Annotated in this window: 18 protein-coding genes; 16 read left to right on the top strand and 2 right to left on the bottom strand. The window is 42.7% G+C overall.

The features are described 5' to 3' along the window. Positions 1–31: 31 nt before the first annotated feature. From kefG to IUZ65_RS15275, 5 genes are all read left to right on the top strand, one after another. A complete protein-coding gene (gene kefG, locus IUZ65_RS15295; RefSeq protein ID WP_195705137.1) occupies positions 32–628 on the top strand; it encodes a glutathione-regulated potassium-efflux system ancillary protein KefG in 597 nt (198 codons plus the stop codon). After that, positions 612–2408, top strand: a complete 1797-nt coding sequence (gene kefB / locus IUZ65_RS15290; RefSeq protein WP_195704525.1) for a glutathione-regulated potassium-efflux system protein KefB — start codon at positions 612–614, stop codon at positions 2406–2408. Before kefG ends, kefB begins: the two co-directional genes overlap by 17 nt. A gap of 22 nt (positions 2409–2430) precedes the next feature. Then, positions 2431–2628: a YheV family putative zinc ribbon protein gene (locus IUZ65_RS15285; RefSeq protein ID WP_195704524.1), complete on the top strand. Its 198-nt coding sequence runs from the start codon at positions 2431–2433 to the stop codon at positions 2626–2628. 104 nt (positions 2629–2732) lie between these two features. Beyond that, complete coding sequence (gene slyD, locus IUZ65_RS15280) at positions 2733–3350, top strand: peptidylprolyl isomerase (RefSeq protein WP_195704523.1); 618 nt, start codon at positions 2733–2735, stop codon at positions 3348–3350. Positions 3351–3469: 119 nt separating this feature from the next. After that, on the top strand, positions 3470–4423 hold the full coding sequence (locus tag IUZ65_RS15275) for an isoaspartyl peptidase/L-asparaginase family protein (RefSeq protein WP_195704522.1): 954 nt from the start codon (positions 3470–3472) through the stop codon (positions 4421–4423). 84 nt (positions 4424–4507) lie between these two features. Here the strand turns inward: IUZ65_RS15275 and IUZ65_RS15270 are convergent, their stop codons facing one another. Together IUZ65_RS15270 and IUZ65_RS15265 are read right to left on the bottom strand one after the other, a co-directional pair. Further along, positions 4508–4735: a SlyX family protein gene (locus IUZ65_RS15270; RefSeq protein ID WP_195704521.1), complete on the bottom strand. Its 228-nt coding sequence runs from the start codon at positions 4733–4735 to the stop codon at positions 4508–4510. Next, the gene (locus IUZ65_RS15265) at positions 4728–5711 is read right to left on the bottom strand and encodes a WD40 repeat domain-containing protein (protein WP_195704520.1); all 984 of its coding nucleotides are present in this window, start codon (positions 5709–5711) and stop codon (positions 4728–4730) included. The genes IUZ65_RS15270 and IUZ65_RS15265 overlap by 8 nt, the downstream gene beginning before the upstream one ends. A 136-nt stretch (positions 5712–5847) precedes the next feature. Here IUZ65_RS15265 and fkpA point away from each other — a divergent pair, with 136 nt between their 5' ends. The 11 genes from fkpA to IUZ65_RS15210 all read left to right on the top strand — a co-directional run bounded on the left by fkpA (position 5848) and on the right by IUZ65_RS15210 (position 15969). Continuing rightward, positions 5848–6660: an FKBP-type peptidyl-prolyl cis-trans isomerase gene (gene fkpA, locus IUZ65_RS15260; RefSeq protein ID WP_195704519.1), complete on the top strand. Its 813-nt coding sequence runs from the start codon at positions 5848–5850 to the stop codon at positions 6658–6660. Positions 6661–6849: 189 nt separating this feature from the next. Beyond that, positions 6850–7530 (top strand): helix-turn-helix transcriptional regulator, encoded by a 681-nt coding sequence (locus IUZ65_RS15255; RefSeq protein WP_229638194.1) that lies wholly within the window; start codon positions 6850–6852, stop codon positions 7528–7530. Further along, positions 7527–7919 (top strand): sulfurtransferase complex subunit TusD, encoded by a 393-nt coding sequence (gene tusD / locus IUZ65_RS15250; RefSeq protein WP_195704517.1) that lies wholly within the window; start codon positions 7527–7529, stop codon positions 7917–7919. Before IUZ65_RS15255 ends, tusD begins: the two co-directional genes overlap by 4 nt. Next, positions 7916–8275, top strand: a complete 360-nt coding sequence (gene tusC, locus IUZ65_RS15245) for a sulfurtransferase complex subunit TusC (protein ID WP_195704516.1) — start codon at positions 7916–7918, stop codon at positions 8273–8275. Before tusD ends, tusC begins: the two co-directional genes overlap by 4 nt. Positions 8276–8288: 13 nt before the next feature. Continuing rightward, the gene (tusB, locus tag IUZ65_RS15240) at positions 8289–8564 is read left to right on the top strand and encodes a sulfurtransferase complex subunit TusB (protein ID WP_195704515.1); all 276 of its coding nucleotides are present in this window, start codon (positions 8289–8291) and stop codon (positions 8562–8564) included. Between the two features lie 240 nt (positions 8565–8804). Further along, the gene (gene rpsL, locus IUZ65_RS15235; RefSeq protein WP_005417208.1) at positions 8805–9179 is read left to right on the top strand and encodes a 30S ribosomal protein S12; all 375 of its coding nucleotides are present in this window, start codon (positions 8805–8807) and stop codon (positions 9177–9179) included. A gap of 97 nt (positions 9180–9276) precedes the next feature. Beyond that, on the top strand, positions 9277–9747 hold the full coding sequence (gene rpsG / locus IUZ65_RS15230; protein ID WP_195704514.1) for a 30S ribosomal protein S7: 471 nt from the start codon (positions 9277–9279) through the stop codon (positions 9745–9747). Between the two features lie 170 nt (positions 9748–9917). Continuing rightward, positions 9918–12014, top strand: coding sequence for an elongation factor G (gene fusA, locus IUZ65_RS15225; RefSeq protein ID WP_195704513.1), 2097 nt, complete (start codon positions 9918–9920; stop codon positions 12012–12014). A 143-nt stretch (positions 12015–12157) separates the two neighbouring features. Further along, positions 12158–13342, top strand: coding sequence for an elongation factor Tu (gene tuf, locus IUZ65_RS15220; RefSeq protein ID WP_195704512.1), 1185 nt, complete (start codon positions 12158–12160; stop codon positions 13340–13342). 271 nt (positions 13343–13613) lie between these two features. Next, the gene (locus tag IUZ65_RS15215; RefSeq protein ID WP_229638068.1) at positions 13614–14546 is read left to right on the top strand and encodes a ChaN family lipoprotein; all 933 of its coding nucleotides are present in this window, start codon (positions 13614–13616) and stop codon (positions 14544–14546) included. 124 nt (positions 14547–14670) lie between these two features. Further along, a complete protein-coding gene (locus IUZ65_RS15210) occupies positions 14671–15969 on the top strand; it encodes an adenylosuccinate synthase (RefSeq protein WP_195704511.1) in 1299 nt (432 codons plus the stop codon). Positions 15970–16026 lie beyond the last annotated feature (57 nt).

The following is a 16026-nucleotide window of genomic DNA, read 5'->3' as shown; positions in this document are numbered from 1 at the left end:
TAACTAAATGCAAAAGGAAGCTCTTCAAGGAATGATAGACGCGACTATGCCTCTACCACGTATTTTGGTGATTTTTGTCCATCCGGAACCGGGTACTTCTGTTGCCAATAATGTGATGTTAAAAAAGATACAAGATCTCGATCACGTGACGATTCATGATCTCTATGCCCAGTATCCAGACTTTTTCATTGATGTTCAAAAAGAACATCAACTCTTGCTGTCTCACGATATCGTCGTATTTCAACACCCTTTGTTTATGTATTCTTGCCCTGCGCTTTTGAAGGAGTGGATGGATAGGGTGTTGGGTAAAGGTTTTGCCTTTGGTGACAACTGCGCTTTAAAGGGAAAGCATTGGCGTAGTGTTATTACAACCGGAGGTGCACGAGAAGCTTTTGCCCCGTCAGGCTATAACAAATACCCAATGGAAGAGATACTACAGCCATTTGAGTTAACGGCGGGCTTGTGTCGAATGAACTGGATGGAGCCGATAGTTTTGCATTGGGCTAGGCATATCTCTGATGTGGAACGATTGCAGCATGCTGAAGCCTACCGTCATTGGTTAATGAATCCATGGGAATCGTACGAAATAGAAAAATCGGAGGACTTAGCTGATGGCAATGACGAATGATTTTTTGCAAAGTAGTGTGATTTTTTTGTCCGCAGCCGTTGTGGCCGTGCCACTTGCTCAACGAATGGGGTTAGGTTCAGTCTTAGGGTATCTACTCGCTGGTGTCGCAATTGGACCTTGGGGTTTTGGGTTAATCAGTGATGTAGACGCTATCCTTCATTTTGCCGAATTTGGTGTGGTGTTATTACTTTTTCTTATCGGCTTAGAACTTAATCCCAAAAAATTATGGCAAATGAGAAACCCTATTTTGGGTTTGGGTGGTGCACAAGTGGTGGTGACCTCTTGTGTACTTGCCAGCATCGCAAGCTTCTTTGGGCTGTCATGGCAAACCAGTTTGGTGGTAGGAATGGGGCTAGCCTTGTCTTCCACTGCGATAGCGCTCAGAGTTATTGAAGAGCAGGGTTTAGCTGGTTCAGAGACAGGTCAATCCGGCTTTGCTGTTCTTTTATTCCAAGATATTGCCGTGATACCAATGTTGGCCATACTACCTGTACTTGCAGGAGGGAATGGCGGAGGTGATTGGCTCGATACTATGACGACTTTTGGTTCTATTATTGTGTTGCTCGTTGGTGGCCATTTTTTATTGCGCCCATTGTTTCGATATGTGGTGACCAGTGGTGTACGAGAGTTGTTTACCGTGGCTGCACTTCTTGTGGTCATTGGTATTGCGTTAATCATGCAAAGCCTAGGTTTGTCTATGGCACTCGGTACTTTTCTTGCTGGTGTTCTGCTTGCCGAAAGTGAGTATCGACATGAACTGGAAGTGGCCATTGAACCGTTTAAAGGTTTGTTGCTTGGGTTGTTTTTTATCGCAGTTGGCATGGCAGTAAACTTAGGCCTCATTATTTTAGAGCCCTTTAAAATTTTGGTGGCGGTGGTTATTCTCGTTGCAATAAAAGGAGGGATTCTCTACATATTGGCTCGCCTTTTTGGCACTCAAGCGAAAGCTCGAAGTCGAATGGCGGCGATTTTGAGCCAAGGTGGTGAGTTTGCTTTTGTTCTGTTCACTGCGGCGCAAGCTGAGAACTTATTAGACCCTGAATTGGTTGCCTTTTTATTAGTTGTGGTGAGTTTGTCTATGGTGACCACACCGTTGTTACTGCTTGTACAGAAGAAATGGTTTTCTGCAACAATTAACAATGATGAAGGACTTGCACAAGAAGATGTGGTTAATCGAAATCCAAGAGTGATTATAGCCGGCTTCGGCCGTTTTGGTCAGGTTGTCGGTCGACTCATGTATGCCAATAAGATCCGTATTACCGTATTAGAAAGTGATGCTAGCCAGATACGATTGCTGAGAAAATATGGCTACAAAGTGTTTTATGGCGACGCGACTCAATTGGATCTGTTACGTGCCGCTGGTGCGGATAAAGCGGAAGCTTTAGTTGCCTGTACCGATAGCCCTGACGAGATCTTACATATTGTGGAAATCTGCCAACAGCATTTTCCTAATCTGAAAATATTTGCTCGTGCTCGAAGCCGTGTAGAGGCATATCAATTATTGAATCATGGCGTACCAAACTATTCCCGTGAAACGTTCTTAGGTGCACTGGATTTAGGTCGACAGTTACTCGTTGAACTAGGAATGCATCCGTATCAGGCAAAAAGATCAGAGGATCACTTTCGTAAGCTGGATAACGCGATGCTGAGAGAGTTGTTACCTAAGCATACCGATGATAAAGACCTTGCCCAGCGCTCAAAAGAGTCTCGAAAAGAGTTAGAAGAAATATTCGGTCAAGAGATGGAAACTGATAACCAATCGACCAACCACTGGAAATAGAATTCGAATAGGTTAAATTACGATGAAAATTAAAAAACGATTTATTGCGGGAGCAAGTTGCCCGAAGTGCTCTACACAAGATTCACTTCGCTGGTGGGTAGAGAATAGTATTGAAATGGTAGAGTGCGTTGAATGCGGCCATATAGATAAACGGTTACCTAAATCTGTTGAGTCATCAGAGCATGCGGATGACGATATGATCGGTTTTTTTAAGCCGTAGGGTTTGAGTTTCTTTTTTTTGCCCCCATAATAGCCCCTATTCGGAACATATATAAATCTTGTTGGTAGATAGTTTAACTACCCCTAATTCTCTTTGGAGCAGAAATGAATATTGAAAAGAACGTTGTTGTAAGCCTTGCATACCAAGTGAAGCTTGAAGAAGGTGTTGTAGTTGATGAAGCAACAGCGGAAAACCCTTTAGATTATTTACATGGTCACAACAACCTCGTTACAGGCCTTGAAGCCGAACTTGAAGGTAAAAAAGCAGGGGACAAATTTACTGCAACCATCACTCCAGAAGATGCGTACGGTGAACATAATGATGCGTTAGTACAGCGTGTTCCTGCGAATGTATTCCAAGGTGTAGAGCAGATTGAAGTCGGTATGCGTTTCTTAGCCGATACTGATCAGGGCCCAATCCCTGTTGAAGTAACAGAAGTGGATGGTGATGAAGTTGTCGTCGATGGTAACCACATGCTTGCTGGTCAAACATTGACATTTGATGTCGAAGTAATGGCAACTCGCGAAGCAACAGCAGAAGAATTGGAACACGGTCACATTCATGATGAAGGTGGTTGTGGTCACGACCACGATCATGGCCATGAAGGCGGTTGTTGTGGTGGCGAAGGGCACGATCACGGCGAAGGCAAAAAAGAAGGCTGTTGCGGTGGCGGTGGTAAAGAAAAAGGTGAAAACGGCGGCGGTTGTGGCTGTTCACACTAAGGTTGATTAACCTTAAACCAACAAACCTTTGTTGTTGGTTTAGATTTGATTAAAATAAAACCCTAAGCACTCTTTATGAGATATTTAGGGTTTTTTTGTTTATAGATTAAGGACGATTTATGTCGATATCTCCATTCGCATTAGCTATTCATGGTGGTGCCGGAACCATCCTAAAAAAAAATCTAACACCAGAATTAGATGGCGAGATAAGAAGGGCCCTTGAAAAATCTGTTCGAGCGGGATACGACATTTTGAGACAAGATGGAGATGCCTTAGACGCAACCGTTGCAGCGGTAAAGGTATTAGAAGATTGCCCTCATTTTAATGCTGGAAAAGGCTCGGTGTTGACCCATACAGAAATGGTTGAGATGGATGCGTCTGTGATGCATGGAAAACAGATGGAGGCGGGCGCAGTTGCCGGGGTTAAACATATTAAAAACCCAATAGAACTTGCTTGCGAAGTCATGAGGAAAAGTGAACATGTTTTTTTAATCGGTGATGGGGCTGAACAGTTTGCCTTTGAAAATGGTTTTGATTACACCGAGCAAGATTATTTCTTCACTGATCGCCGTTATGAGCAGCTGCTCTCAATGAAAGAGGCGGGTATATTCGGTCTTTCTGAATCCAAGTTTCCAGACGATAAGAAATTTGGAACCGTTGGGGCTGTTGCATTGGATCGGCAAGGCAATCTTGCCGCGGCGACAAGTACAGGTGGCTTAACCAATAAAAAATATGGTCGCGTTGGTGATTCTTCCATTATTGGTGCTGGTACCTTTGCTGAAAACCACAATGTTGCTATTTCTACTACGGGTATGGGTGAGTGTTTTATTCGAAAAATGGTGGCAGCCGATGTCGCAGCTCGAATGAGATATCTTAAAGAAGATGTGTATACCGCGAGTGAAATGGTTATACAAGGTGAGCTAAAATTGATGGGAGGTGAAGGTGGATTAATCGCCATTGATCATCAAGGAAACATCCATAATGCAATAAACAGTTCAGGCATGTATCGCGCCAGTATAGATACGTCTGGTGAATTGAAAGTGGCAATATTTGTTGATGAAGTGACAGGCTAGAGACTGAACGACTAGCCTTATCCTATTCAAAATTGACCCTGTTTTTACATCTGTGTAATTGTCTCTTAATCGTACTTTTCAAATCTAATAATGTGGTGGCGGTGTTTCTTCAGAAGCATCTGCCATATTCGAAGGATCTAGATTCTTTACTTTCCCTACGACATATTTCATCTGATCTAGCATCTTAGTGATCAGCAGTTGTTGTTGGCTAAGCGCTTCGTTTAGTTCATCAATCGTCTGCTCTTGGAAAGCCATTTTATATTCTAGATCTTCGATGCGTTGCTGTAATTCTTGAATCGTATTGTTAGTCATCTTCTATATTCCAAGCCTGTGCAATACCAGCAGAACTCGCCGATATTATTCTATTTTGACGGTCAAAGGCGGCATCATACACGACTGCACGTGGAGGGCGAGTATCTTTTAGTGGTTCCACATCCCATCCGTCTAAACGTTTCCCTGTTTGCGTATCCCAAAGCATTACGCGCCCGTTTGGAGAACCGGTGACTAAGTAACTCCCATCATCGGAGAAACGCGCACTAGAGAACACCAATTGCCTTGAAAGAGATTTGAGTGCTGAAATTTTCTTGCCCGTCTTAAGATCCCAGATAAAACTGTCACTTGCTCCATCTGACGTAAATGCGTACTTACCATCTCGCTGCAAAGCAACTCTGTTAATTCTTGCCTTATGTTCAAATTGAAATAACGGTTGGCCAGTGTCGGTACTCCAGAAATAAGCTTTGTAATCATTACCGCCGCTCAAAGCAAACTTACCGTTCGAGGAAATTGCGACGGTATTGACTTTTTCTCTGTGAGCAAGGAACTCTAATCGCCTTCCGGTGACTAAATTGACGTAAATGGCCTTTCTATTAGATAGACCTAATAATACCTGTTCGCCATTGCTTGATATATCTATATCCCGGATTAATCCGTCGGAGACAGACCAAAGCCCTTCAGCTTGGCTCCAGGAAAGATCCCAAACAGCGAAGTTGAGTTGTGTGGATGTAACGGCATAACGACTGTTATCAGAAATACGTATGTGGGAAACCGTGTTTCCATCGAGATCCTGTTTACCTAAAGAGGCTAATTCTTGGTTCTCTTGTAGGTCCCACAATAACAACTGATGCTCTTTTGAGTAAAGTAATGCAAAGCGGGCATCTCTACTAAGGGCAAAACTAGTGGTGCCTTTTGGCTCAATGGTCCACCTTTCTTCATCTTGAGATGAAAAAAAACAACCATTTAACAGAGTGATGACAATACCCAATAGCATATAATGAGAGATTATTCGCATTCTTATCAAGAATCCAGTTTGTGTCGAGAGGCATAACCCTAGTATATTGATACACAAATAATTTTGCACATTTCATTATATTTGATGAGAACTGTGTACTGACGTAAATGGCTATGCCATTAATTTGGAGAATTTAATGAAACCTTTGTTTAAAGTGTCCCTACTCGCTGCAACTGTAATGTTGGCTGTAGGTTGTCAAAAAGAAGAAACACCGAAAGTTGAAGCAGCTCCAGTGGTAGAGCAGGCACAAGCTGAGGCTGAAAAAGCAGTTCACTTTAAAACAGAAGAAGACAAAGCGGCGTACGCTTTCGGTCTTTATTTCGCCAAGAACATTGAATCGAGCATTGACGGCTCAACTGAAATTGGCATTGAGCTAAAGAAAGAACTTGTACTTCAAGGTATTGAAGATGTTTTTGCTGATACAGAAAAAATGACAGACGATGAGCTACGCTTAGCGCTTGAAAGTTTTGAAAAAACCGTTAGCGAAAAGATGCAGGCAAAAGCAGCAGCAGATGCTGAAGCAGCAATGAAGGCAAGCGAAGAATTCCGTGCTGAATTTGAAAAGCAAGAAGGCGTAATGAAAACTGAATCTGGTCTTCTTTACCAAGTAATGACACCAGCAGAGGGTGATAAGCCTGCTGAAACCGATACGGTTGAAGTGCATTATGTTGGGACATTAATCGACGGGACTAAGTTTGACAGTTCATATGATCGCGACGCTACTGCTACGTTCCCTCTTAATCGAGTGATCCCTGGTTGGACTGAAGGCGTGCAACTTATGTCTGTAGGGTCAAAATATAAGTTTGTTATCCCACCAGAGTTAGCATACGGACCACAAGATACGCCGACTATTCCTGGAAACTCAACTCTCGTTTTTGAAGTTGAATTGATCAGCATTGATAACGGTGAAGTTGAAGAAGCACCAGCAGAAACGCCTGCTGCGGAATAATTTCTTTAAAAAAACGAATAAAAAAGGCTCGGATATCCGGAGCCTTTTTTTTTTGACGACAAACCAAACTGATCAAAACGATGCGCAATTCAAATTTTCTGATAAACTTGCACTAATTTGTTGATTTTTAAATCGAGGCTGTAAATAGTGGCTACATCAGAAATCGTTCACGCAGAAGCGTTACTCGAAATGGATTCCGTATTTGTTGAACCATTTAGCGAGCATGATCTGACCATTTTAAAATCCTATGAAGCTGTAGTGGATGGTCTTGCTGGTTTAATCGGTCCATTCTGTGAAATTGTTCTTCATTCATTGGAGAGCTTAGATACATCAGCGATCAAGATCGCCAATGGTGAGAATACGGGTAGACATGTAGGATCGCCAATTACGGATATGGCGCTGAAAATGCTTAAGGATATTGAGGGTTCCGAGCGTAATTTCTCTAGACCTTACTTTACTCGAGCGAAGGGCGGGGTATTGATGAAATCTATCACAATCGCTATTCGCAACGGCAATAATCGTGTCATCGGTTTGCTTTGTATCAATATCAATCTAGATGCGCCATTCTCTCAAGTTCTGGAATCTTTCATGCCAACAGATGAGGCAAAAGAAGCGGCCTCCACAGTAAACTTTGCAAGCGATGTGGTTGAATTGGTTGATCAAACCGTGGAACAGAGTATCGAAGATATCAATGCGGATAAGTCGGTATCGAATAATACTAAAAACCGCCAGATTGTTATGGAGCTTTACGACAAAGGTATTTTTGATATAAAAGATGCGATTAACCGTGTTGCAGACCGCTTGAATATTTCCAAACATACCGTCTATCTTTATATTCGTCAGCGTAAAACTGAGGATGGAGAAAAGTGAGTTTAGGTTACACCCTTGTTGTTAACGGTAGTGTATATGGCTCTCAGTCGGCAAGAAATGCATATGCGTTTGCTAATGCGGTGCTTGAGAAAGGTCATATACTCGTCTCCGTATTTTTCTATCAAGAAGGGGTAACCAATGGTTCTAAACTGGTGGTGCCTGCCAACGATGAGTTTGACTTAACGGTAGCTTGGCAAAAACTGGCTATTAAACATAATGTCCGTTTGGAAACATGTGTCGCAGCTTCGCTGCGCCGTGGGGTATTGAGCCAAGAAGAAGCCACTCAACACAAACGCGAAACGTTTAATCTGACTAATGGTTTTGAACAAGCCGGTTTGGGCAGTTTAGCTGAAGCATTATTGACACAAGACAGAGTGGTGCAATTTTGAAGAAGATTGGATTTGTCTTCCGCTCTCATCCTCATTCTTCGGCAAAAGGGCGTGAAGGATTAGACGCATTATTAGCGGCCTCTGCTTACAGTGAAAATATCGCGGTGTTTTTTATTGGCGATGGCGTCACTCAATTAATGACAAATCAAAATACAGCTTCTATTTATTCTAGAGATTATGTGCCAGCGTTTAAACTTATGGACCTTTATGACATCGAAGAGATATACGTTTGTTCTGACTCTCTGAAAGCGAACGGTATGGCCGAAGCAATGTTGGCTTTAGCTGATGTCGTCCGATTAAACACAGATGACCTTGCGAAGCAGTTACACCGTTGCAATAAGCTGCTTACTTTCTAAGGAACAAATCAATATGTTGCATATTGTTAAGCATTATCGCTCGTTAGCCGAGGCCATCGCTAATACATTGAAAGATGATGACCTGCTTTTGGTTGAAGACGCAGTATATGCCGCGATAAAGGGGCACAAAGCCAATACCTATCTTGTCGCCGCCACTAGCGCGCCTTATTGCCTTATCGCTGACTTAGAAGCTAGAGGTGTAATACTCGATAGCACCCAAAAAACGGTCGATTTCGTTGGGTTTGTGGCGCTGACAGAGAAGCATTCCGCTTCTATTACATGGGAATGATGTCATATTGGTTATGTGGTAATTTTGATATAGTTGAGTACGTTATTTCTAATAAAGGCCATACTTAATAACTTTAGACTAAGAATTAAGCAATAAGACCACCGATTGTTCATTCCCTTACGATCAAAAAGATCCCTAAATACCTTGACAGACCTTCCTTCCGTGCATAAAATCTTGCGTCCCTCATAGTAGGGTTAGATTTTTCATGAAGCATAATTTCAGCAAACCAGGAGCTAGTTAATGGCAACTATTAACCAGTTGGTACGTAAGCCTCGTGCAAAGCAAGTTGTTAAAAGCAACGTGCCAGCACTAGAAGCGTGCCCACAAAAACGTGGTGTATGTACTCGTGTATATACTACTACACCTAAAAAACCTAACTCAGCGCTTCGTAAAGTTTGTCGTGTGCGTTTGACAAATGGTTTCGAAGTAACTTCGTACATCGGTGGTGAAGGTCACAACCTTCAGGAGCACTCAGTTGTTCTAATCCGTGGCGGTCGTGTTAAAGACCTTCCAGGTGTACGTTACCACACAGTACGTGGTGCACTTGACTGTGCAGGCGTAAATGACCGTAAGAAAGGTCGTTCTAAGTACGGTGTGAAACGACCTAAGTCTTAATGAAATCCGTTAAGTAAGGCCAAACACTAAATTATTTTGTATTTTGAAGAAACTGAAAAGTTTTGGATAACCTGAAGAAGACAACGGAGAAATTCCTATGCCACGTCGTCGCGTAATTAGTCAGCGTAAGATCCTTCCAGATCCTAAATTTAAATCTGAAATGCTGGCAAAATTCGTCAATATCCTTATGGTTGACGGAAAAAAATCTACTGCAGAAAAAATTGTTTATACTGCACTAGAAGTTATGGCTGAGAAATCTGGTAAAGATCACTTAGCTGTATTTGATGAAGCTCTTGAAAATGTTCGTCCAACGGTAGAAGTTAAATCTCGCCGTGTGGGTGGTTCAACTTACCAAGTCCCTGTAGAAGTTCGTCCGGTTCGCCGTAACGCACTTGCTATGCGTTGGTTGGTTGAAGCTGCGCGTAAGCGTGGTGAAAAATCTATGGCTTACCGTCTAGCTGCTGAAATGCTAGATGCGTCAGAGAACAAAGGTACTGCTGTTAAGAAACGTGAAGACGTTCACCGTATGGCAGATGCGAACAAAGCGTTCGCTCATTACCGCTGGTAATAAGACCTTTAAGCACTGCGAAGTCCTTCGCAGTGCTTTTCTTTTGGAAAAACCAAGCTTATATTATTGTTTCAAAATAGTTCTTTGTTTCTGTTTTTGCGTAGCGCATTGATTCTAAACAAATAGATATTTTCAAACATTAATAGTCCCTATAGTAAGAGGATAGAATCGTGGCTCGTAAAACTCCGATTGAGCGCTACCGCAATATTGGTATTGTTGCTCACGTTGATGCAGGCAAAACAACGACCAGTGAACGTATTCTGTTCTATACAGGCCTATCTCATAAAATCGGCGAAGTGCACGATGGTGCTGCAACCATGGATTGGATGGAGCAGGAGCAAGAACGAGGTATTACTATTACTTCGGCTGCTACTACGACATTCTGGCGTGGTATGGAAGCACAATTTGACGAACACCGCATTAATATCATCGACACCCCTGGGCACGTAGATTTTACTATCGAAGTAGAACGCTCTTTACGCGTACTTGATGGTGCCGTGGTTGTATTCTGTGGCGCGTCTGGTGTTGAACCACAATCCGAAACAGTTTGGCGTCAAGCTGATAAGTATCATGTGCCTCGCTTGGTATTTGTGAATAAGATGGACCGTACAGGTGCTGACTTCTTACGAGTGATTGATCAGATTAAAGATCGTCTTGGTGCAAACCCAGTTCCAATCCAATTAAACATTGGTGCAGAAGATGAGTTTAAAGGTGTCGTTGACCTTATCAAGATGAAAGCCATTAACTGGAATGAAGCCGATCAAGGCATGACCTTCACTTATGAAGACATTCCAGCTGACATGCAAGAAATGGCGGAAGAATACCGAACAGAACTCGTTGAAGCTGCGGCTGAAGCAAACGAAGAGTTGATGGATAAGTACCTTGAAGAAGGTGAGCTAACAGAAGCGGAAATCAAACAAGGTCTCCGTACTCGTACTCTTAACAATGAAATCGTGCTTGCTACTTGTGGTAGTGCTTTTAAAAACAAAGGTGTGCAAGCCGTTCTTGATGCTGTTGTTGATTTCCTTCCTTCTCCCGTTGATGTGCCTGCAATTAAAGGCATCGATGAAAACGAGAATGAAATAGAACGTCATGCTGATGACAGTGAACCGTTTTCAGCGTTAGCGTTTAAAATTGCAACGGACCCATTTGTGGGTACGTTAACTTTTATTCGTGTTTATTCTGGTGTTGTTGAAAGCGGTAAAATGGCCTATAACTCAGTTAAGCAGCAGCGTGAACGTTTAGGGCGCATTGTTCAAATGCACTCAAATAAGCGTGAAGAAGTAAAAGAAGTGCGAGCAGGTGATATTGCGGCTATTATTGGCTTAAAAGATGTCACTACGGGTGAAACACTGTGTGATCAGAACCATAAAATTGTTCTAGAACGCATGGAATTCCCAGAACCAGTTATTCAGATCGTTGTAGAGCCACGCTCTCAAGCTGATCAAGAAAAAATGACGAACGCGTTAGGAAAGCTAGCGGCAGAAGACCCATCGTTCCGTGTTGACATGGATGACGAAACTGGCCAGACACTGATTTCTGGTATGGGTGAACTACACTTAGATATCATCGTTGATCGTATGAAGCGTGAGTTTAACGTTAATTGCAACGTTGGTAATCCGCAAGTTGCTTACCGTGAAACTATTCGCGGTACAGCGAAAGCGGAAGGTAAATTTATCCGCGAGCATGGTGGTAAAGGGCAGTACGGTCACGTATGGCTGAAACTAGAGCCATCAGAAGTTGGCGAAGGTTTTGTCTTCGTTAACGAAATTGCTAATGATACGGTACCAAAAGAGTTTATTGGCTCTGTCGCGAAAGGCGTTGAAGAGCAGATGAATAATGGTGTACTTGCAGGATATCCAGTGCTGGATATCAAAGCTACATTGTTCAATGGTTCTTATCATGAAGTAGATTCAAGTGAGATGGCGTTTGTAATCGCTGCCTCCATGGCTTTTAGAGCAGGTGCATTAGAAGCGCAACCAGTTCTGCTTGAGCCTATGATGAAAGTTGAAGTAACGACTCCAGAAGACTGGATGGGTGATGTTGTTGGCGATATTAATCGTCGTCGCGGTATCATTGAAGGTATGGACGAGGGAACAGCTGGCCTGAAGATAATTCGTGCACAAGTTCCGTTGTCTGTCATGTTCGGTTACGCAACTGATTTACGTTCTGCGACACAAGGGCGTGCTTCTTACTCTATGGAGTTTAGTGAGTACGCTGAAGTGCCAAAAAATGTTGCAAATGCAATCATTGCAGAGCGTGGTTAAAAAACAGGACACATTTTTCTTCTTTTTTGGAAGATCAATGAGTTCAAATATTGCGCTAACGTGAGTTGACGCATAATATAGCAAATTCTGGCGCGCATCGGAGCTTATTCCGTTGCGAATCATAACTAGGAAGGAACACGATCGTGTCTAAAGAAAAATTTGAACGTACGAAACCGCACGTAAACGTTGGTACTATTGGCCACGTTGACCACGGTAAAACAACTCTAACTGCTGCAATCTGTACTACTCTTTCAAAAGTGTACGGCGGTGAAGCGAAAGACTTCGCATCAATCGATAACGCTCCAGAAGAGCGTGAGCGCGGTATCACTATTGCAACGTCTCACGTTGAGTACGATACACCAGCACGTCACTACGCACACGTAGATTGCCCAGGACACGCCGATTATGTTAAAAACATGATCACTGGTGCTGCGCAAATGGACGGCGGTATCCTAGTAGTAGCTGCGACAGATGGCCCTATGCCACAAACTCGTGAGCACATCCTACTTGGACGTCAGGTTGGTATCCCTTACATCATCGTATTCATGAACAAATGTGACATGGTTGATGATGAAGAACTACTAGAACTAGTAGAGATGGAAGTTCGTGAACTTCTTTCTGAATACGAATACCCAGGTGACGATCTTCCAGTAATCCAAGGTTCAGCTCTAGGCGCACTTAACGGTGAGAAAGAGTGGGAAGATAAGATCATTGAGCTAGCAGAAGCGCTAGACAACTATATCCCAATGCCAGAGCGTGCAGTGGATCTACCGTTCCTACTACCAATTGAAGATGTATTCTCAATTCAAGGTCGTGGTACAGTAGTAACGGGTCGTATCGAACGTGGTATCCTAAAAGTTGGTGACGAAGTTGTTATCGTTGGTATCAAAGAGACAACTACTACGACTTGTACTGGTGTTGAAATGTTCCGTAAACTGCTTGACGAAGGTCGTGCAGGCGAGAACGTTGGTGCTTTACTACGTGGTACAAAACGTGAAGACGTAGAGCGCGGTCAAGTATTGGCGGCTCCAAATTCAATCACTCCTCATACGAAGTTTGAATCAGAAGTTTACGTTCTTTCTAAAGATGAAGGTGGTCGTCATACTCCATTCTTCAAAGGTTACCGCCCACAGTTTTACTTCCGTACAACGGACGTAACAGGCGACATCACTTTGCCGGAAGGTGTAGAGATGGTAATGCCAGGTGACAACATCCAAATGACGGTTGAGCTAATTGCTCCAATCGCAATGGATGACGGTCTACGCTTCGCGATTCGTGAAGGTGGTCGTACTGTTGGTGCTGGTGTTGTTGCTAAAATCTTCGAATAATCTCGATTGATTTTGTAATAATACGTGTTCGAAGAACATGCATTAAAAAAGGGAAGCTTAGGCTTCCTTTTTTAATGCATGACGTTTGTCGTTGAAAAAATAAACCAATGTTGTTTGTGAGCGGATACCGAGCTAAATGAGTTCGTGGTTAAGGTGAATGAAACGGAGTCGCTAATTCGATCTCACACTTAATGTTACTGGTATTGATTTTATTTTATAACAAATAAGCCATACTGTGGTTATGATTTGTTTTAGAAATGAATAGTTTATTATGCGAAGAATCTTCTTTTTGTTGGTGCCGTTCCTAACCGTTGGTTGCGTGCAAAAACAGACGCAATATGCTTACGACCTCTCTAATATGTACGACTACCAACTCACTCGGTCTGGTGTTCCTATTTCCCTTCGCACTTTTGTAGATGACATAGCGACGGCGGATGTGGTTTTAGTTGGAGAGTGGCATTCTCATTCTGGTGTTCATCACTTTCAAGCGGATTTATTACAAGCACTTAATGCTGAAAATACTGCTTTTGTTTTGGCTATGGAACAGTTCTCACGAGATAAACAGTCAATAATTGATGATTACCTAAAAGGGAATATTGGTGAACAAGCTCTTATTAAACAGGGAGATGCTTGGTCTAATTACCCAAGTGATTATCGACCGCTTATAGAGTATGCAAAAAACAATGCAGTACCTGTTATTGCAGCTAATGCACCGAATGATATTGTTCGGTGTATAAATAAAGAAGGGTTAGGCTACCTAAATAAATTACCGGATGAAGAGAGATCATTTGTTGCGCAGGAAATTGAGACGGATGATAGCCCATATAAGAAGAAGTTTATCGCCACCATGCATCATGGAACAGAAGCACAAATAAACACTCTTTTTGCCGCTCAAATAACGCGTGATGAAACCATGGGGGAAAGCATAGTCACAATATTGAATAAATACCCAAACCATAAAGTGATTCTAACGGCGGGAAAATTTCACACCGAAGGCGGTTTAGGTGTTGGTGCATCGGTACATAAACTCGCTCCAGAACGAAAGATTGTGGTGGTTGACCCGGTATCTATAATCGCAACTGATAGTGTTGATAAATATCAACTTAATGTCCTTCCTAATCCGCCTTTATATGTCCCAGGCGAAAAGTACGACCCGAGTTTTCATTTCATAGGGAAGAAAAATGAGCAGTTGAATTGTGATTAAATAGGATATTTCTTGTGTAATTAGACTCTTACCGTTTTATGAAGTTTTTATGCTCAAAAAATGACTGCAAGATGTTGAGTTAGGTGCTAGAATCCATTTTTAAATAGCTATCAGAACTGGAAAGATGGGAAATAATGTAGTCGTTCTAGGCACCCAATGGGGTGACGAAGGTAAAGGAAAAATTGTAGACCTGTTAACAGAAGATGCAAAGTATACCGTTAGATATCAAGGCGGTCACAATGCGGGTCACACTTTAGTCATTGACGGTGAAAAAACCGTTCTCCACCTAATACCATCAGGCATTCTTCGCGATAACGTAAAGTGTGTTATCGGCAATGGTGTCGTATTATCTCCTGATGCACTACTTGAAGAAATGAAACCTCTTGAAGAGCGCGGCATTCCAGTACGTGAACGCCTATTCATTTCTGAAGCTTGTCCACTTATTTTGCCTTATCACATTGCTTTAGACCAAGCGCGCGAACTTGCTCGTGGCAAGAAAGCGATTGGTACTACTGGCCGTGGTATTGGTCCAGCTTATGAAGACAAAGTGGCTCGTCGCGGTCTTCGTGTTGGTGATTTATTCGATAAAGAAACTTTTGCTGAGAAACTAAGAGAAGTGATGGATTTCCATAACTTTCAACTGGTTCATTTTTACAAAGCAGAAGCTGTCAGTTATGAAGACGTACTAGAGCAAGTGATGGGTTATGCTGACTTGCTTACTTCGATGGTTATTGATGTAACGGATGAACTTGACGCCGCTCGTAAACGTGGTGATAAAATCATGTTTGAAGGCGCACAAGGCACGCTTCTAGATATCGATCATGGTACTTATCCTTATGTCACCTCTTCAAATACAACGGCTGGCGGTGTTGCTGCTGGTACTGGTTTTGGTCCTCGTCATATTGGCTACATTCTCGGTATCGCGAAAGCATATTGTACCCGTGTAGGCGCTGGTCCTTTCCCGACAGAACTTGATGATGATGTTGGTTACCACTTAGGGACTAAAGGCCATGAGTTTGGTGCAACGACTGGACGTAAACGTCGTTGTGGTTGGTTTGATGCCGTTGCAATGCGTCGTGCTATCCAAATCAACTCTATCTCTGGTTTCTGCCTGACTAAACTTGATGTTCTTGATGGATTAGAAGAACTTAAGATATGCATTGGCTACGAAATGAAAGATGGTAATGTGCTAAAAGTTTCTCCGATGGCCGCTGAAGCTTTCGAAGAAGCGACGCCTATCTATGAAACAATGCCAGGTTGGAGCGATAATACATTTGGTGCTACGTCATTAGATGAACTGCCTCAAGCTGCTCTTGATTATATTAAACGTATTGAAGAGCTTACAGGCGTTCCTATCGACATCGTTTCAACAGGTCCTGACCGTCACGAAACCATAATTCGAGTTCACCCATTTAGCGTTTAACTGCTAAGGGTAAAGAAGTCTCAGTAAAAGCCGATTACATTACGTAGTCGGCTTTTT

It is taken from the genome of Vibrio sp. VB16, assembly GCF_015594925.2.
GTDB lineage: Bacteria > Pseudomonadota > Gammaproteobacteria > Enterobacterales > Vibrionaceae > Vibrio.
Note: the sequence above shows the minus strand (reverse complement) of the source record. Positions and strands in the feature narration are given on the sequence as shown.